At 68.5% G+C, this 15,818-nt stretch carries 21 protein-coding genes and 1 tRNA gene; 13 read left to right on the top strand and 9 right to left on the bottom strand.

All coding sequences use genetic code 11. The features are described 5' to 3' along the window. Positions 1–145: 145 nt before the first annotated feature. The 3 genes from KME77_RS14140 to KME77_RS14130 are packed head-to-tail and all read right to left on the bottom strand — an operon-like array spanning position 146 to position 2,420. Complete coding sequence (locus KME77_RS14140) at positions 146–601, bottom strand: MaoC family dehydratase (protein ID WP_219466941.1); 456 nt, start codon at positions 599–601, stop codon at positions 146–148. 11 nt (positions 602–612) lie between these two features. Next, positions 613–1,938 (bottom strand): TolB family protein, encoded by a 1,326-nt coding sequence (locus KME77_RS14135; RefSeq protein WP_219466939.1) that lies wholly within the window; start codon positions 1,936–1,938, stop codon positions 613–615. Next, positions 1,935–2,420 carry a SigE family RNA polymerase sigma factor gene (locus KME77_RS14130; RefSeq protein WP_219466937.1) on the bottom strand — a complete coding sequence of 162 codons (486 nt, stop codon included), beginning with the start codon at positions 2,418–2,420 and terminating at the stop codon, positions 1,935–1,937. Before KME77_RS14130 ends, KME77_RS14135 begins: the two co-directional genes overlap by 4 nt. A gap of 227 nt (positions 2,421–2,647) precedes the next feature. Here KME77_RS14130 and KME77_RS14125 point away from each other — a divergent pair, with 227 nt between their 5' ends. Beyond that, positions 2,648–3,820 carry a DUF8462 domain-containing protein gene (locus KME77_RS14125; protein ID WP_443679471.1) on the top strand — a complete coding sequence of 391 codons (1,173 nt, stop codon included), beginning with the start codon at positions 2,648–2,650 and terminating at the stop codon, positions 3,818–3,820. Positions 3,821–3,922: 102 nt separating this feature from the next. On the opposite strand, the gene KME77_RS14120 is transcribed toward KME77_RS14125, so the two are convergent. Continuing rightward, positions 3,923–4,714, bottom strand: a complete 792-nt coding sequence (locus tag KME77_RS14120) for a MauE/DoxX family redox-associated membrane protein (protein ID WP_308250698.1) — start codon at positions 4,712–4,714, stop codon at positions 3,923–3,925. Positions 4,715–4,719: 5 nt separating this feature from the next. Next, the gene (locus KME77_RS14115) at positions 4,720–5,667 is read right to left on the bottom strand and encodes a hypothetical protein (protein ID WP_219466934.1); all 948 of its coding nucleotides are present in this window, start codon (positions 5,665–5,667) and stop codon (positions 4,720–4,722) included. A gap of 196 nt (positions 5,668–5,863) precedes the next feature. Here KME77_RS14115 and KME77_RS14110 point away from each other — a divergent pair, with 196 nt between their 5' ends. Continuing rightward, positions 5,864–6,415: a SigE family RNA polymerase sigma factor gene (locus KME77_RS14110; RefSeq protein WP_219466933.1), complete on the top strand. Its 552-nt coding sequence runs from the start codon at positions 5,864–5,866 to the stop codon at positions 6,413–6,415. On the opposite strand, the gene KME77_RS14105 is transcribed toward KME77_RS14110, so the two are convergent. Continuing rightward, a complete protein-coding gene (locus tag KME77_RS14105) occupies positions 6,308–6,811 on the bottom strand; it encodes a MarR family winged helix-turn-helix transcriptional regulator (protein WP_219466932.1) in 504 nt (167 codons plus the stop codon). The two genes, KME77_RS14110 and KME77_RS14105, sit on opposite strands and share 108 nt — an antisense overlap. 116 nt (positions 6,812–6,927) lie before the next feature. On the opposite strand from KME77_RS14105, the gene KME77_RS14100 reads away from it, so the two are divergent. Together KME77_RS14100 and KME77_RS14095 are read left to right on the top strand one after the other, a co-directional pair. Further along, positions 6,928–7,488 carry a YceI family protein gene (locus KME77_RS14100; RefSeq protein ID WP_219466931.1) on the top strand — a complete coding sequence of 187 codons (561 nt, stop codon included), beginning with the start codon at positions 6,928–6,930 and terminating at the stop codon, positions 7,486–7,488. A 227-nt stretch (positions 7,489–7,715) separates the two neighbouring features. Continuing rightward, positions 7,716–7,804: transfer RNA gene (locus tag KME77_RS14095), tRNA-Ser, on the top strand. 93 nt (positions 7,805–7,897) lie between these two features. Here KME77_RS14095 and KME77_RS14090 read toward each other — a convergent pair. From KME77_RS14090 to KME77_RS14080, 3 genes are all read right to left on the bottom strand, one after another. Continuing rightward, positions 7,898–9,298, bottom strand: coding sequence for a site-specific integrase (locus KME77_RS14090; protein WP_219466929.1), 1,401 nt, complete (start codon positions 9,296–9,298; stop codon positions 7,898–7,900). Continuing rightward, on the bottom strand, positions 9,249–9,530 hold the full coding sequence (locus tag KME77_RS14085; protein ID WP_219466928.1) for a hypothetical protein: 282 nt from the start codon (positions 9,528–9,530) through the stop codon (positions 9,249–9,251). Before KME77_RS14085 ends, KME77_RS14090 begins: the two co-directional genes overlap by 50 nt. Before the next feature lie 263 nt (positions 9,531–9,793). Continuing rightward, complete coding sequence (locus KME77_RS14080; protein WP_219466925.1) at positions 9,794–10,210, bottom strand: hypothetical protein; 417 nt, start codon at positions 10,208–10,210, stop codon at positions 9,794–9,796. Positions 10,211–10,437: 227 nt separating this feature from the next. Here KME77_RS14080 and KME77_RS14075 point away from each other — a divergent pair, with 227 nt between their 5' ends. The 9 genes from KME77_RS14075 (at position 10,438) to KME77_RS14035 (ending at position 15,712) form a co-directional block, all read left to right on the top strand. Continuing rightward, positions 10,438–10,896: a helix-turn-helix domain-containing protein gene (locus KME77_RS14075; protein WP_219466922.1), complete on the top strand. Its 459-nt coding sequence runs from the start codon at positions 10,438–10,440 to the stop codon at positions 10,894–10,896. A gap of 73 nt (positions 10,897–10,969) precedes the next feature. Further along, positions 10,970–11,221: a hypothetical protein gene (locus KME77_RS14070; protein WP_219466919.1), complete on the top strand. Its 252-nt coding sequence runs from the start codon at positions 10,970–10,972 to the stop codon at positions 11,219–11,221. Then, positions 11,218–11,640 (top strand): hypothetical protein, encoded by a 423-nt coding sequence (locus tag KME77_RS14065; protein ID WP_219466916.1) that lies wholly within the window; start codon positions 11,218–11,220, stop codon positions 11,638–11,640. Before KME77_RS14070 ends, KME77_RS14065 begins: the two co-directional genes overlap by 4 nt. After that, on the top strand, positions 11,640–12,035 hold the full coding sequence (locus KME77_RS14060) for a hypothetical protein (RefSeq protein ID WP_219466914.1): 396 nt from the start codon (positions 11,640–11,642) through the stop codon (positions 12,033–12,035). Before KME77_RS14065 ends, KME77_RS14060 begins: the two co-directional genes overlap by 1 nt. A gap of 49 nt (positions 12,036–12,084) precedes the next feature. Then, the gene (locus tag KME77_RS14055; RefSeq protein WP_219466912.1) at positions 12,085–12,519 is read left to right on the top strand and encodes a hypothetical protein; all 435 of its coding nucleotides are present in this window, start codon (positions 12,085–12,087) and stop codon (positions 12,517–12,519) included. After that, complete coding sequence (locus KME77_RS14050; RefSeq protein ID WP_219466910.1) at positions 12,519–12,812, top strand: hypothetical protein; 294 nt, start codon at positions 12,519–12,521, stop codon at positions 12,810–12,812. The genes KME77_RS14055 and KME77_RS14050 overlap by 1 nt, the downstream gene beginning before the upstream one ends. Continuing rightward, positions 12,805–13,800, top strand: a complete 996-nt coding sequence (locus KME77_RS14045) for a hypothetical protein (protein WP_219466909.1) — start codon at positions 12,805–12,807, stop codon at positions 13,798–13,800. The genes KME77_RS14050 and KME77_RS14045 overlap by 8 nt, the downstream gene beginning before the upstream one ends. Before the next feature lie 2 nt (positions 13,801–13,802). Continuing rightward, complete coding sequence (locus KME77_RS14040; protein ID WP_219466908.1) at positions 13,803–14,909, top strand: recombination directionality factor; 1,107 nt, start codon at positions 13,803–13,805, stop codon at positions 14,907–14,909. After that, positions 14,909–15,712, top strand: coding sequence for an exonuclease domain-containing protein (locus KME77_RS14035; RefSeq protein ID WP_219466906.1), 804 nt, complete (start codon positions 14,909–14,911; stop codon positions 15,710–15,712). Before KME77_RS14040 ends, KME77_RS14035 begins: the two co-directional genes overlap by 1 nt. The last annotated feature ends 106 nt before the right edge of the window (positions 15,713–15,818 follow it).

Raw genomic sequence — 15,818 nt, 5'->3', positions numbered from 1 at the left:
AGCCTGCTACCGGGCCTCCTGGCAGCTACCCGGACCGGACTTCCACCGGCAAGCGACGACGAGCTTACAAACAGACGATCAGCCGCTACGTCACGGCTTCACCTCCGTCCTGCTGGGCGCACGAAAGCCCGAGGCAAAACGGCCGTCAAGCCGGTACGTACAGGCTGAGCGTCTCCGCGATGCAAGCGGGCCGCTTCTCCCCCTCGACCTCGATCGTCACCTTCAGGTTCGACAGGTACCCGGCAGGCGTGCCCTTGACGTCGCTCAGCTCGCCCAGCGCCCTGACCCGCGCCCCGACCGGCACCGGCCGGGGAAAACGCACTTTGTTCAGGCCGTAGTTGATCCCCATCTGGATGCCTTCGACCCGTACCAGCTCCATCATGAACGACGGCAGCAGCGACAGACTCAGGTAACCGTGCGCGATCGTGCCGCCGAACGGCCCCTCCTTGGCCCGCTCCACGTCCACGTGGATCCACTGGTGGTCGTCGGTGGCGTCGGCGAAGAGGTTGACCTGCTCCTGAGTGACGGTGCGCCACTCGGACGGGCCGAAGGTCTCGCCGACGGACGCCTTGAGTTCCTGTACGTTCGCGAAGGTCCGCATGGTTCCGAACGCTATTGCTCGGGCGGGACGGCTGCCAAGTTCAGTACCCAGTACTTGGCCGGCTTCTGCCCCTTGGTGACGCCCCAGTAGACGATCGTGCTGGCCTCCGACGAGGTGCCGACACCGATCCAGTTGCCGGTTCTCGTGATGCTTGCTTGCTTGCGGGTGTTCAGGTCGAACACGGAGTCCATGCCCTCCAGGAAGCGGTCGAGGATGGGGTATGGGGAGAGCCCGCCCCCGAACCCGAACCCGGTCCCCGTGCGGAATCCGCTGCCGTCGGGACGCTGGACGAACCCGTTGCCGTCCTGACGGCCGCTGCACCAGGTCGGCCCGCATCGCAGCCCCTTCATTCCCGGCTTCACCACGATCTCGGTTTCCGTGCCGTCCTCCAGATTGACGATCTTCGACTGGTTGGCGTCCATGCCGTCGGGCCCGTCGTCGGCGTCGCTCGCCCAAGGCCAATGGATCAGGTGAAGCTTCTCGTCGGTCAGCTTCTCGACGGCGCCGCCCGCGAGTGGCATCCGCGACACGCCGCCCTGCTGCACCGACCAGACGACCTGGTCGCCGACGAGCCCGATGGCGTCGATGGCGGCGTCCCCCCTGTAGATCCGCCGGGCCTCGCCACCGGACAGCGGGACCCAGTAGATCTCGACGACTCCGGCGCCGTTCTCGTCCAGGCCTATCGCATACCAGGCGACGTTCGTGCCGTCAGTCGTGGCGCTCTGCGGGAAGTACTTCTTCAGGTCCTTGGGTGCCGGAACGTCCGTGACCACTCTCGACTTGCCCGTTCTGGTGTCAAAAATCTCGATCTTTCCAGACTTCTCGAACGAGGACTCCGCCGACAACAGCACCTGCGTCGCGTTGATCCCCGTGACCGGGCGGTAGCGCCAGCCGTCGGCGTTCTTGGCGGGCATCTGGAAGAGCGCCTCCGGCCACAACCTCCCGACCGGCGTCCCTGCGGGCCTCCTGGGCATCGCCGTCACGGTCGTGGTGATCGTGGGCTCGGCCGTCTCGTGCCCCTCACCGAGCCGGCGAGTCACCGTGACCGTGGGTTCGGCGACCGCCCCGCGATCCTTCTCGGCCGTGGCTCGGGCAGCCGTCCCGTTGCCCTCGCCGCCCCCGCTGACGAAGATCCCCTTGGTGGCGACCGTACCCGTGCCGACCACAACCACCACCGCGGCCGCCGCCAGCAGCTGCGTCCGCCGCCTGGCCCGCCGGCGCCTGCGCTCGCCGATCCCGGCCAGCAGGTCCTGCTCCGGAGCCCGCTCGGCCGCGCGCCGCAACGCGCCGGTCAGCTCCTGTTCGGATCTCGCGCCCATCTCGTCGTCCGGCCTCATACCTGTCCCCTTTCGAGCACAGCCGGTCTGATCCTGAGCGTGGCGAGCGCCCGGAACGCCTGGCTGCGCACTGTTCCCCGAGAAATACCGAGAATCGCGGCGATCTCGTCGTCCGGCAGGTCCTCGTAGTAACGCAGGACCAGCACGGCCCGCTGCCTCCTGGGCAGCGTCGCCAGCTCCCTCCAGAGCTCGCCGAAGGTGTGGCTGTCGTGGTGGATCTCTTCCGGGACCTCGTCGGTCACGTGCTCCTTGCGCCGCCTGCGCCACCAGCTGATGTGCTGGCGGGCCATGGTCGTGCGCACGTACGCCTCGGGACTGTCCTTGTTCCGTACGCGGCTCCAGGTGTCGCTGACCTTGAACAGCGCCTCCTGGACAAGGTCGGCGGCGTCCTCGGCGTTGCCGGTGAGCACATAGCCGTAGCGGAGCAGGGCTGATCCCCTGGCCCGGACGAAATCCTCGAACTCCACACCACCGGGACGCATGAGCCGCTCGCTCTGTTGCAAAGATCTTTACCCGAAACCATCGCGCACCTGTTCGAGTCCGCGCTACGATTCTGGGGACCGACTCGAACATGGGTTCGGCCTGGTGGAAGGGGGTGCGTCCGATGACGATACTGGCGGCGGCGCCTGCTCGGACACGCCGTAGCACTTTCTTCCCAAATCTAAGACGGCCGCTATATCCGGCAATAAAGTCCGAGAGCGTGGACCCTGTGCGCAATCCTTACGCCCCCGGAGCCGGGCAGCGTCCGCCGGAGCTCGCCGGGCGCGACCGTGAGCTGCAACAGTTCGAGGTCGTGCTGGAGCGGGTGGCCCGCGGGCGTCCCGAGCGCAGCATGGTCGTCACCGGCCTGCGCGGCGTCGGCAAGACCGTCCTGCTCAACACGTTCAAGTCCATGGCGATGCAGCGGCTGTGGGGCACGGGCAAGATCGAGGCCAGGCCCGACCAGTCGATCCGCCGTCCCGTCTCGGCCGCGCTGCACATGGCGATCCGTGAGCTGGCGCCGCGCCATCGCGCGCCGGAGCGCATCGAGGAGTTCCTCGGGGTGCTCAAGGCGTTCGCGATGCGCGATCCGGCCGCCGCCAAGGGCACCTCGCACTGGTCGCCCGGCATCGAGGTGCCGGCCAGCCGGGGGCGCGCCGACTCCGGCGACCTGGAGATCGACCTCACCGAGCTGTTCGTCGACGCCGCGAGCGTGGCCACCGACCTGGGCGTGGGCATCGCGCTGTTCATCGACGAGATGCAGGACGTGCAGCCCGCCGACGTCTCGGCGCTCTGCGCCGCCTGCCACGAGCTGTCGCAGTCGGGCGGCCCGCTCATCGTGGTGGGGGCCGGGCTGCCGCACCTGCCGAGTGTGCTGTCGGCCAGCAAGAGCTACTCCGAGCGGCTCTTCCGCTACGCCCGCATCGACAAGCTCGACCGGGACGCGGCCGATCTGGCGCTGATGCTCCCGGCCCGCGAGGAAGACGTGGAGTTCACCCAGGATGCCCTGGATGCCCTCTATGAGGCGGCCGACGGTTACCCCTACTTCGTGCAGGCGTACGGGAAGGTCGCCTGGGACCTGGCCCCGCGCAGCCCGATCACGGTCGAGGACGTCAAGGTGTCCGCGCCCGAGGCCGAGGAGGAACTGGCCGTGGGGTTCTTCGGCAGCCGCTACGAGCGGGCCACCCCGGCCGAGCGCGACTACATGCACGCCATGGCGCAGATCGGCGACGAGCCGGTGGCCACCGCCCAGGTCGCCGACGCGCTGGGTCGCAAGCCCTCAAGCCTGTCTCCCGCCCGCGACAGCCTGATCAAGAAAGGGCTGATCTACAGCGCCGAGCGCGGTCTGATCGCGTTCACTGTGCCGCATTTCGGGAGGTTCCTACGTGCACAACCGATCTAGCCGATCCCCCTAGTCCTCTATTGGGCTGTCTAGTGGGGAAGCTAGATAGCCCAATAGAGTCATACCCTCACGCTTTCGAGCGTTCTATAGGGCTGTCTAGCGTCAGGCCGATACTGGCGTATACACCGGCAGAGACCCGCTGTCCTCGGCATCGACCACGGCCACCCGCACCGCCGGACGCCGCCCGCTCAGATAGACCGCGAAGACCACGTCGGAGCCGCCCCGCCCCTCGAAGGCGAAGAACCGCCAGCACAGCTCCCGCCAACTGTCGTACGGCTCGCCGGTGGCGAGCTGCTCATGATGCTGCCGCCACGGGCCGCTCGACCGGAGCCTGCCCAGCGTGACCTCCTCGGCCGGAGCCCGTCGCTGCTCGCACGGGGCCCGGTAGCGCAGCCGGTCGACCATCTCCTCCAGCTCGGGCGAGAGCGCGAGCAGCACGACCACCCCGGCCGCCGAAAGCCACGAGAACTGGACGAACGCCAGCCATCCCATCCCTTCCCCCCAGACCGAGACCCCGGCCATCCCGGTCAGCACCACGGTTCTGCCGATCGAACGCAGCCCGACGGGCGCCCCGCTCACCTCGCCGAAGCAGCCGCATCCCGCGTCGGGCCGGCGTCTGCGCAGGTCCAGCAGCACGTACGTGGACATCGCGAAGAACCCGACGGTCCCCCACCGGAAGAACGGGTGGTCGGTGACCAGCAGTCCGATCGCCAGGACCAGCTCACCGAAGGCGCAGATCAGCAGCGCCGGGGACTGGAAACGGGTGGGCACGAGCACGGCGGGCCCCAGCCGGGTCAGCGCCCCCATCTCCCCGCCCGAACGCACGGTGACCGCCTTCGCCACCGATCCCAGGACGAGCAGCACGATCAGAACCGGCAACTGCGATGCCAGCACGAGCGTCACCCCAATCCGATTTGCGCGTTGAAGCACCCTTTAACCAGGTCCCCGCCCAGCTCCACGTACGACGTGGGCGACAGTTCGGCGATCCGCCCACGAGGAGAAGTGTCACATTCGACGCAACGGTCGCAAAAGCGCCCGGCTACGCAGCCACATGCCACGATCGGCACGTTAGCGGATCTGTCGGTACAGAGGTTGCCCACCGTCACCATGGACCCGATGGCCAGGTACGGCAGCCCCGTGCACGACACCTCCGCGTCCGGGCAGCCCGCGTCCGAGCGCTCCACCATCGGGTAGGCGGCCCCCCGCTCGTCCTCGTCGAACACGTCGGACCAGGTGGCGGTGCCCGAGATGCGCGGTTGGAGCCCCGCGTACGCGGGCGGCGGAGCGGGCACGGCCCGCGCGGGATAGGCGGGCTGCGAGGTGGCCGGCAGCAGCGCGAGGCTCGCCCCGTCCTTCTTGACCCCGATCGCGTCGAACAGGAACTCCGGCTCGAACCTCGCGTGCCGCACCATGATCCGCCCGGTCGCGCGGTACGGGATGACGACGGTACGGCGGCCGCGGTGCGGCCCGCAGTCGAGCTCGACCGTCATGTCCCTGCGTCCTTCGACGGACAGGATCGTCCCGGTCAGCCGGGTGATACCGGCCCAGAACCTCTCGGCGACCCGCCCACCACGCACCGCCCGGATGGTGACTTTTACGCCTATGGGCAGGTCCCCCGGCGTCGCGTCGCCGCCGTGCCAGGCCGTGGCCCACGGCGCGATGATGAGCCGCTCCTCCGTGCCGTCCGAGGTCTCGATGATCACGAGATGGGGGCTGATGTCCAGGATCTTCCCCGTGACCGCCCGTAGCGGGTCCCCGCTCGCCGGGTCGGGTCCTGGGACGCCGACCTCCCGGCCCAGGGCCGCCGCCGCCAGCACACGGCGGCGTTCCACGCTCGGATAGCCCATCGCCCCTCCCCTGGTCGCGTCTATAGGGTCACACGACTGCGGAGGGAGCCCCGCCGTACCCGTGCATTAGAGAGCAAAATACGCACCCCAAGAAGCATGACCTGCCCTCTGTGACGTAGAACCTTTATCGTCGGCCACCCGAATCCTGAATTCCGGTTACGCCCCAAATAGGCCCTCACCTGCGATTCTGACCACGATGCAGATCGCCGGCCGGGAAGAGGAGTTCCGCGAGTACGTCGTCACGCGCGGGCCAGCGCTGCTGCGTGCCGCGCATCAGCTCACCGGGCACCCGCTGGACGCCGAGGACCTTCTGCAGAACGCGCTGACCAAGACGTACCAGGCATGGGACCGCATCCAGGACAGAGGCGCGCTCGACGGATACGTACGGCGGGCGATGGTCAACATCAACATCTCGCAGTGGCGGCGGCGCCATCTGGAGGAGTACCCGTCGGAGGACCTGCCGGAGGCCAGGCCGGAGGCCGAGGTCTGCGGCGACGTGCACGAACAACTGGAGACCGCGCTGCGACGGCTCCCCGAGCGCATGCGGGCCGCGATCGTGCTGCGCTACTACGAGGACATGACGGAAACAGAGATCGCCAGGACGCTGGGGATCACCCTTGGCACGGTCAAAAGCACGATGTCACGCGCTATGGCCAAACTCAGGGGCGAGCTCGCGGGTGATCCCTGCCGTCGCGCAGGGTCGTACGACGTCGCGAATTGTCCGGAGAGCGGCGAGGAAGGCCTCTAGCTCCTCCTCGCTCAGCAGGCTGGTCAGGCATTCGTCGATGTCGTTGAGATGGAGCGGGAGCACCTGTTCCAGCTTCGCCCGCCCGGCGTCGGTCAGCGTGGCGTAGGAGGCCCGCCGGTCGCTGGAGCAGGCCACTCTGGCGACCAGATTGTCGCGTTCCAGCCGATCGACAACCCGGGTCACCCCGCTGGTGGACAGGCTCGTCTGCGCGGCCAGATCGCTCATGCGCAGCCGCTGGTGCGGCGAGCGCCCCAGCCTCAGCAGCGTCTCGAAATCGATCTCCGACAGCCCGGCAGCACTGAACACCGGCTGCATCCGGGCCGTGAGACCTGTGTACACCTCGGTCAGCAGGCCCATGGCCGTCAACCGGGGGTCATCAATGTGGACCACATCCATACTCTAGACGACGTTAGTTGACGAGCGGAATATTCCTCGTGTAGACATTTGTTGCTGCAAACATCTGCACGACCGCACATCTGCAACCGGGCAACCGCACACTTAGGAGAACCCCCATGACCACCCGCACCTGGGAGGGCCTCACCCTCCCCGCCGCCGGCACCTACAACCTTGACAAGGCCCACACCCGCATCGGCTTTGTCGTCAAGCACATGATGGTTGCCAAGGTCCGTGGCGGCTTCGGCGAGTTCGACGGCTCGGTGACGATCGCCGACAACCCCCTGGAGTCCTCCGCCGCGCTGACCATCAAGACCGAGAGCATCACCACCGGCGCTCCCGACCGCGACGGCCACCTGCGCAGCGACGACTTCCTGTCCGTGGAGAAGTTCCCGGAGATCACCTTCCAGAGCACCCGCGTGATCAGCCACTCGGGCGACGAGTTCACCGTCGCCGGCAACCTGACCATCCGAGACATCACGAAGGAGGTCGAGCTCACGGTCGAGTACGGCGGCGCCGGCAACAACCCCTGGGGCCAGGCCGTGTGGGGCTTCTCGATCACGACGGAGTTCGACCGCGAGGAGTTCGGCCTGACCTGGAACCAGACGCTGGAGACGGGCGGCGTGCTCGTGGGCAAGAAGGTGAAGGTCGAGATCGAGGGCGAGGCCAACCCCGCCTGACCCCGTTTCTCCGGCCCTATGAGCTTTTCTGGCGACTCCTGATGTCGCGCCCAACGCTTCTGGGCCCCCTCCGTGGTGGACCCGCCCTGTGGTGCCCTCAGGGCGGGCCCGTTGTCCACAGGCGGTTATTCACAGGCGGTGGATAACCTTTGGGACGACTGGGAGGGACAACCGCTTTGCCGCGTCGGCAGAAGGCCGGTACGCTGTGCTGAGCCGCGTGGCTACCGGGAGGATTCGCCTAGTCAGGTCTATGGCGCCGCACTGCTAATGCGGTTTGGTGGCAACACCATCCGGGGTTCAAATCCCCGATCCTCCGCAGGTAAAAGGCCCTTTCCCCGCCAGTCGGGAAAGGGCCTTTTAGGTCCCCGAAGAGCATTGCTGGACCATTGCCAGACCAACGCCCCGACGATCATGAACTTCGGGACGCCCGAGGAATGATCGCGATGGTCGCTTCTGCGGCCTCCTGAGCCAACTCCGGAACCACCGACGTGTACACGTCCGCCGTGAACGCCAGACGCGAGTGCCCCAGCGTCATCGAGATCACCTTGAGGTCGACCCCGGCCGCCAGCATGATCGTGGCCGCGCAGTGCCGCAGATCATGGAAGCGGATCGGCGGCAGGCCCTCGGACGCCACGATCGCAGCGAACCGCTCCGAGACGTACTCCTCCCGCAACGCATCCCCATCGACCGTCGTGAAGATCAGCCCCGTGTCCAGCCACGACGGCGAGGCCAGCTGCTCGCGCCGCTGCCTGGCGCGCCACCCGGTCAGCAGGGTCACGTTCTCCCCGCCGAGCGCCACCGTCCGCCACGAACTCTCCGACTTCAAGCCGTCGTCGTCCTCGTCATCCGACTCCAGCACGCCGAGCGTCTTCGTCGTCGCCAGGTCCGAGTCCTCCCAGCGGACCCCGCACACCTCGCCACGGCGCAGCCCGCGCGTCGCCACCAGGTGGAACAGCGGGTACAGCCGCTCCTGCCTGCGCTCGCACGCGTCCAGGAACGCGCCCGCGATGGCCGGTGGCCACACCATCACCTTGCCCGGCACCTTGCCCGTCGCCTCCCACCGCGCGACGCGCTCCGCCGTCCACAGCAGCGGCCTGACCTTCTTCACCGCGGGCAGCTCGACGTGCTTGGACGGGTCGTGCAGGATCCGCTTCCGCTTGAACGCCGTCCCCAGCGCCGACGACAGGACGCGGTGCACCCGCTGGATCCGGGCCGGGCTGAGCGGTTTCCTCGACTTCAGGCCAGGTGATCGGCCCGCGCGCTCCTTCTGCTTCTGCGCCCCCTCCCGCCCCTTCCTCGGAGGCTTCCACGGGGCGGCCGCTCGTACGGCGAGCAGCCGGCGCAGCATCTCGGACTGCGAGGCTCCCTCGGGCAGGTTGTTGATCTGCGCCATCGCCTCGTACAGCTTGTCGAGGTGCGTCTCACGCACGTCGGCCAGCTTCAGGTGGCCGAGCCCCGGCTTGCCGTACAGCCGGATCGCCTCCTCGTACGACTCGCGCGTGGAGTCCTTGAGCTTTTTCTTCCCGGCGATCCACTCGTCCAGCCACGCGCCGAACGTCAGGGCACGGTCCACGACCGGCACCCCGGACGCGGCCTCGGCCTGGAGTCGGATCAGCGCCCGGTTGGCCTCCGTCTCGGTCTTGAACGGTCCCGCCCACGGCCGGCGCCGCTTCCCGTCCGGGCCGGCCGGAGCCTCGTACCGCACCCAGAACGCCCCGTGCGATCGCGTCGCGAGCTGGGGACACGCCTTGCCGAGCGTCTTACCGGTAGTGATGTCGCGGCAGTTGCACCGCTTGACGGGTCGGGCCATCGAGGCCTCCTAGGCGGATGTAACGGATCGCATGCGTGTAGTGCCCGGCGAGCTCGTCGGCCACCTCCTGCGGCATCAGGCCGGGGGGTACGAACACGTCGACCTGCCAGGGCGAGGCTTCCACGTAGATGGGCTGGCCGGGGATGACGCGGTTCATGTAGTAGCGGACGACGGGTGAGTGGGCCTGGATGAGCGGGACGAGTTCGACGAACGTACGGGTACCGGCCACCATGAGCGCAGGCAGGGCGGCTGGCTGGACTTTGGTTCGGTCGATACGCAGTTCGAGGGTCCCGCCTGTCCACCGAGAGTCGACCCGGCCAGCCGTGAGGGCGGCCGGGGCAACGAGCGTCAGGTGTAGATGCGGGGTCATCTGGGCCTTTCTGAGGCGTTTGTTGCCTAGGCTCCTCACTCTGACTACCCGTTGTGATCCGTTGTTGTCTGCATCTACGAACAGTAATCATGTTGTTATCTGCGTAGTCAACAGGTAACAGAAGGCTATTCCACCAGGTGGCGGGCCCATTCCTCCACCATCCGGACAAACCGATCTCGCCCCTCTGCGGACAATCCCTCAGGAACCGACACAGCCACCCAGCTACCATCCTTGGCCATCACCCGGGCCACATCGACGCCAAGCCACTGCGCCGCCGCCAGCTCGGCCAGCACCGACAACTGCACGCCCATCCCGGCCGCCAGGGCGCGCAGACGCCACAGCTCGGGAGCCCGGCTCACGCGGCCCATGGCCAGCTGGTTGATCCAGCCATGCTGCAACGCGAACTGCGTCTCAGGATCAATGGCCCGGCGCGCCAGCGCCCGTTCGCTCTCGCCGTGCTCAGCCAGATAATCGCGGATGGCCCGACTCAACTGGTCGCGCTCGCGCTCCGCCGTGCCGGGAGTCCCACCACTCGTCGGCATGCCCTCGCCCTCTCGTAGCCGATGGCTGGCTTTTCGCACACCAACCACAACCCTTGTACCGGGTTATCAAGCCGGTCAACAGTGAAAGCGAGTAAACCAGAACGAACCGGTAAGCCGCGCCACGCTGACGAAACAAGCTTGGATCCCATCGCATCACAGTGGTGGACAACGCGTCACAGCGGGTCTACTGTTCGTTTTATCGCACAACAGGAAGTGAGCACCTGGACATGCCCCGCGACACACTCGCAGTCCGGAACACCGAACAGTTCCTCGACGCCCTCCACGGCGCCGGCCTCGACCGCAAGGACCTCGCCGCCGCCGTCAAGGTGAGCAAGCAGTTCGTGTCCCTGCTGGCCAGAGGGCTCCGCCGCTGCAACGGCGACATCGCCGGCCGCATCGCCCGGGAGCTCAACACCACCGCCGACGCGCTCTTCACCAGCGTCACACTGTCCGAAGAATCGAACAACAAGGAGAACGAGATGCCTCCCGTCGTCGAGCTGGACGACCCGTACCTGCTGTTCCCCGAGGTCTGCGAGCTCACCCGCATCACCGAAGCGACCATGCGGAAGCTCCGCGCCAAGGGCGGAGGCCCGCCGTTCTTCAGGCGCGGCCAGATCCTCACGATCCGCAAGTCCGACGCCCTCAAGTGGTTCCGCGAGACGTACGAGAACGCCCCCGCGAAGTAGCGCGGGCCCGGACCGGAGGCACCCGGCCGAGGGCCCGCTCCGACCAACATCCACTCCAGAAAGGACGAGATCGGTGACCACCATCGTCTCAGACCCCACCCACGCTGACCGCGTCGTCTACGCGGTGGCCGCGCTCGCCGCCGACTACCAGATGGCTCAGGGGGGCGACCTCCTCGCCCGCGCCGTCCGGGCCGCGCTGCTCGTGGCCCGCGTCGACCTGCCGCTCGACCAGGTCGCGGCCGAGGCCGACCGGCTCATCGAGCAGGCCCGCTGCGAGCAGATGGCCGACGAGCACGGCGAGCACACCGCGGCGGTGGCGTCATGACCGCCACGCTGACGGCCAGCGTCGCCGACGTCCTCCACAAGACGGCCCTGTACGTCAACCACCCCGTCAACGCCAGCCTCGCGGATGCGCTGGACACCGCCACCCACGGCGACACCGTCCTGGAGCAGCAGGCCGCCGACGCGCTGGCCCTGGTTCTGCGGCGCCGCACCTGTGACCTCGGCTGGTGGGACCGCAGCCACACCCGCGCCCAGGTAGCCGCCCGGCTGGCCGACGCCGCGCTCCTCATCGAGCGGGATACCGCGCCGGTGACCCGCCTGTGCGAGATGGCCGGCTGCTCCCGTCGCGACGCGACCGAGCGCAGCGCCTGCGGCATCTTCTACATCTGCCCGCCCTGCTGGGAACAGGTCGAACAGCTCACCGCCATCTACCAGGCCGAAGACGCTGAGGGTGGCGTGTGATGGACCTGCACCTCAACCCGGACGGCCCGCACAGCGACGACTACACCCGCGCGGTGGCAGCCGGGCTCACGGAGTGCGTGCGCGTCCTCAACCACGCCACCCTCAACCCCGACGCGATCACCTACCCGGCCACCGTCCACGACGTCATCGGGCATCTGCGCACCGCCGTGCAGGGGCTCGACCAGCTCCTGCCGCAGCTACGTGCCCAACTGCGGCGCATGCACGACAGCGGCCGCCTCGACAGCGTCGGCGGCGAGCTGACGTCCGAGAATCGCGTGGTCGCGACCCGTTGGGAACTGAACGCCGCGCGGCGGCGGGCGTCCGCCCTGGCTGAGGCGCTGCGTCGTGCGCACAACGCCAGCAGCGGCCTCTACCTGCGCGACGGAGGCGAGTGATGGCCAAGAAGCCTCCGTCGCCGTGGCTGCCGCCTGGCACCCCGTCCACGTGGGTGTGCCGCTGCGGCGCCGTCAACCCGCGCACCACCACCAACTGCCGGAAAGGCTGCTCATGACCGGGCCCGAGCACTACCGCGAAGCCGAGCGGCTCCTCAACCTCGCCGCGGACGGGGACGAGGTGTACGGCGCTACGGATGCGGAGGACAGCCGCGTTCGTAGCGATGCCCGAGAGCTTGCCCAGGCTCACGCCGCACTGGCCCTGGCCGCCGCCACCGCGCTCCAGGCCGCTCTCCCGCTCGTCGGCGACGACCAGCAGGTCACCGACTGGGGGCAGGCGATCGGCGCCGACCTCGCCACCAACCAGGGCGCCCGCATCACCAACGCCCTCTCCATCGTCGACGAACTGGACCGGCTCGGCGTCATCGCGCCTGGCTCCGCGCACAACCTGCGCATCGCGCTCGGCGCAACGGGCGGTGACCGCTGATGTGGATCGTCCGTCTCACCGAACAGCGCGCCGCATACGGCCCGATCGAGGACCGCGCCGTCGCTGACCGGTTCGCCGTCTTCCTCACCGTCGAGGTCGACCCGGCCCTCGTCGAACTCCTCGACGAGCAGGCGGCCGAGCCTCTCCTCGACCCGGTCACCGAACTCCTCAACTGGCGCGACGCCATGCACACCAGCGGACGCCTACGCACCCGGCCGTCCGTACGCGGCGGCGACCCCATCGGCCCCGAGGCCGAACTCGGCTACCGCAGGGAGCAGGAAGACCGTGACTGATCTGCCGCCCACACAGGCTGCCTGCCCCGCCTGCAACCGACCCGACGTCCAGATCAACAAGGACGGCACCCTCCGGAAGCACAAGCAGGGCGCCGTCAACTGCCCCGGCGGCGGCCAGCCCATCGGCGAATACCGCATCCCGCGACGCAGCAACGCCGGCTTCTACAAATGCCACACCACCGGCGAACTCCTCCGCTCCGTGACGACCATCCTCAACCAGGGGTCGCCCAAGGAGGCCCTCATCCACTGGGCCGGGAAACTCGTCGCCGAAACCGCGATGGAGCACCTCCCGCAGCTCGTCCGCGCCTCCCGCCACCCCGAGCAGGCCCGGGAGATGACGGACTGGCTCAAGCGCGCCCACACCCGCAAGAAGGAGGAACGCGCCGACCTCGGCACCGCCGTCCACAACCTCATAGAGGCCAAGGTCCTCAAGTCCCCCATCCCTGACAGCGTCGCGAACGACCTGGAGATGCGGCCCTACGTCGCCAACTTCGAGCAGTTCGTGAACGACTGGCAGATCACCTTCACCGCCTCGGAAATGGTTGTCGCCGACTACGACCACAAGTTCGCCGGCACCCTCGACTACCTCGTCCGCTCCCCGCTCCTGGCCGCCGCGCTCGGCTGCCCGGCCGACATGGACATCACCGGCGACACCAAGACCGGCGGCGAGCTCGACGCCCGCACCTACGACGGCAACGTCCACGGCGTCTATCCCGAGGCCGGCGTCCAGATGTCGGCCTACCGCAAGGCCCGCTACGGCTGGATGCGGGACGGCACCCGCGTGGAGATGCCGCCCCGTCATGACGTGGGCGTGGTCCTCCACCTGAGGCCCGAAGGGTACCGGCTGTACCCGGTGCGCTGCGGCGACGACGTGTTTGAGGCGTTCACCTTCATCCGCCGGGTGGCGGAATTCCAGACCGGCCCGGCCAAGAACATCGTCGGCCCGGCACTCAAGACCCCGTCCGTCCCGGCAAGGAAGGTCGCCTGAACGTGCCCATCATCGAACTTCAGCGCCGTATGCGGCAGCTCGGCGAGATCCGCATCGGCCGCGTCGTCGACACCGGTCGCATCAGCCAGAGGACCGGCAAGCCGATCATGCGCCCCGAGAAGCTCAATCGCTTCCGCCTCACCTCCGCGAGTAAGCCGCTCCTGGAAGAGGTATCCGCCCTGTACGGCGGCCAGGTGCAGCCGTGGACGCCCGCCAACGGCGGCCCCGCTGAGTGGGAAGTGTTCACCGAAGTGGACCGGTTGCCCGTTCTGGTCCCGCCGCGCGAGCCCGTCACCCAGTGGTACGAGCAGTACAAGGGGTCGAAGTGCGTGCGCCGCTGCGACGGCGTCACCGAGCAGAAGTCCGACAAGCCGTGCCTGTGCGATCCCGACAAGCGGGACTGCCAGATCACCACCCGCCTGAACGTCATGCTCCGCGACGTGCCGGGGCTCGGCGTCTGGCTGCTCACCTCGCACGGCTTCTACGCGGCCGTCGAACTGCCCGAGGTGGCCCAGTTCCTGGCCACGACGCGGGGCTACGTGGACGCCTGGCTGGCGATGGAGGAGAAGCAGGTCGTCCGCGACGACGGCCAGACGGCCCGGTTCATGGTGCCGAAGCTCGACGTCGCGGTCACCCCGGCCCAGCTCCTGGCCGGGCAAGGCGCAGTATCCCCGGCCGCCGTCGAGGCGACTGCGGCGCGTGCTGCGGTGACCGGCGAGGAGCGGCCGGCGATCGAGGCTCCCGCCTCTGCTGAGAAGCCGTCAGCGGAGGACTTCCTCGTCCGTGCCCGCGCGGTGACCACGCTGGCCGCCTTCAAGGTGGTGTGGGACGAGGCTGCGGCGGCGGGCATCTCCCCCACCCCGGAGCAGTCGGCGGAGATGACCGCGATCGGCAAGCGGCTCCAGAGCGCGCCTGCCTCGCCGACACCCGCCGCCCCGCCGCCGGCCGACCCGGACCTGCTGTGGCAGCAGATCGTGTCCGCGTGGCCCGGCAGCATGTCCGAGCTGCACACCGCATTCGCGGAGACCACCGGCGGACTCACCAGCGAGTCCGCCACGGCCGCTGACCTCGACGACTTCCTGACCAGGCTGCGGAACGGGGCGCTCTGATGGACACCTGGACCAGCGCGCCGATGCTGCCGTGGGACACGGAGACTGATGGCCTCGACACCGAGAACGGGCACATCGTCCAGGCCGCCATCGCCTGGATCAATCCCGCCGAGGGCAAGAACGGCCTCGCCAAGAAGGCGTGGATCCTCAACCACGGGATCGACATCCCGAAGGCCGCATCCGACGTCCACGGCATCACCCGCGAACGCTGCGACACCGAAGGCCTCGACCCCGCCACTGTGCTCGACCAGGTCGCCCAGCACCTCGCCGACGGCATCAACAACGGGTGGCCGCTCGTCGGCATGAACGTCCCGTTCGACTTCACCATGCTCGACCGCGGCTGCCGACGCCTCAACGTCCCCACGCTGACCGACCGGCTCGACGGCCGGCCCGTCGCCCCGGTGATCGACGTGTACGTCCTGGACAAGCACGTCGACCCCTATCGGAAGGGGAAGCGGAACTTGTCGGCGCTGTGCGAGCGCTACGGCGTGCCGATCGTCGACGCGCACGACGCGACTGGTGATGCGCTGGCCGCGGCCCGCGTGGCGTGGCGGATGGGGCAGCTCGCGCGGCGGCCGGCGGACTGGCTGCGCACGGTGTGGGGGCTGAAGTCGCAGGACGCGGCCCGGTTTGCGGCTCTGGGCGGCCTGTCGCTGCTGGAGCTGCATGAGGTGCAGGTGGCTGCGAAGGCGCAGCAGGCCAGGTCGTTCCGCGAGTACCGGGCCAAGCAGAACAAGCCGTCGGATGACGTGAGCGAGGACTGGCCGCTCATCCCGCTCACCGCCTGCGAGCAGCAGGCCTGAAGACGTGCGGCTCCCCCTCAGCCGCCATCCCCTCCAGGTAGAGCCGTCGCCCGCCGGTCCCAAGCGGCGGGCGACATCCCAGGTCCCGAACAGCACAGCACAGCAC

Origin of the sequence: Nonomuraea rhizosphaerae (genome assembly GCF_019396405.1) — a bacterium.
GTDB lineage: Bacteria > Actinomycetota > Actinomycetes > Streptosporangiales > Streptosporangiaceae > Nonomuraea > Nonomuraea rhizosphaerae.
This window is presented reverse-complemented; position numbering and strand designations above follow the sequence as displayed.

Bases quoted from the DNA above. Each gene is read 5' to 3' on its own strand.
- KME77_RS14115 (WP_219466934.1), bottom strand. From the start codon at position 5,667: ATGGGCTATCCGAGCGTGGAACGCCGCCGTGTGCTGGCGGCGGCGGCC.
- KME77_RS14080 (WP_219466925.1), bottom strand. From the start codon at position 10,210: ATGCCGACGAGTGGTGGGACTCCCGGCACGGCGGAGCGCGAGCGCGAC.
- KME77_RS14050 (WP_219466910.1), top strand. From the start codon at position 12,519: ATGTGGATCGTCCGTCTCACCGAACAGCGCGCCGCATACGGCCCGATC.
- KME77_RS14035 (WP_219466906.1), top strand. From the start codon at position 14,909: ATGGACACCTGGACCAGCGCGCCGATGCTGCCGTGGGACACGGAGACT.
- KME77_RS14085 (WP_219466928.1), bottom strand. From the start codon at position 9,530: ATGGTGGCCGGTACCCGTACGTTCGTCGAACTCGTCCCGCTCATCCAG.
- KME77_RS14130 (WP_219466937.1), bottom strand. From the start codon at position 2,420: ATGCGTCCCGGTGGTGTGGAGTTCGAGGATTTCGTCCGGGCCAGGGGA.
- KME77_RS14110 (WP_219466933.1), top strand. From the start codon at position 5,864: ATGCAGATCGCCGGCCGGGAAGAGGAGTTCCGCGAGTACGTCGTCACG.
- KME77_RS14075 (WP_219466922.1), top strand. From the start codon at position 10,438: ATGCCCCGCGACACACTCGCAGTCCGGAACACCGAACAGTTCCTCGAC.
- KME77_RS14060 (WP_219466914.1), top strand. From the start codon at position 11,640: ATGGACCTGCACCTCAACCCGGACGGCCCGCACAGCGACGACTACACC.
- KME77_RS14065 (WP_219466916.1), top strand. From the start codon at position 11,218: ATGACCGCCACGCTGACGGCCAGCGTCGCCGACGTCCTCCACAAGACG.
- KME77_RS14100 (WP_219466931.1), top strand. From the start codon at position 6,928: ATGACCACCCGCACCTGGGAGGGCCTCACCCTCCCCGCCGCCGGCACC.
- KME77_RS14090 (WP_219466929.1), bottom strand. From the start codon at position 9,298: ATGGCCCGACCCGTCAAGCGGTGCAACTGCCGCGACATCACTACCGGT.
- KME77_RS14140 (WP_219466941.1), bottom strand. From the start codon at position 601: ATGCGGACCTTCGCGAACGTACAGGAACTCAAGGCGTCCGTCGGCGAG.
- KME77_RS14135 (WP_219466939.1), bottom strand. From the start codon at position 1,938: ATGAGGCCGGACGACGAGATGGGCGCGAGATCCGAACAGGAGCTGACC.
- KME77_RS14105 (WP_219466932.1), bottom strand. From the start codon at position 6,811: ATGGATGTGGTCCACATTGATGACCCCCGGTTGACGGCCATGGGCCTG.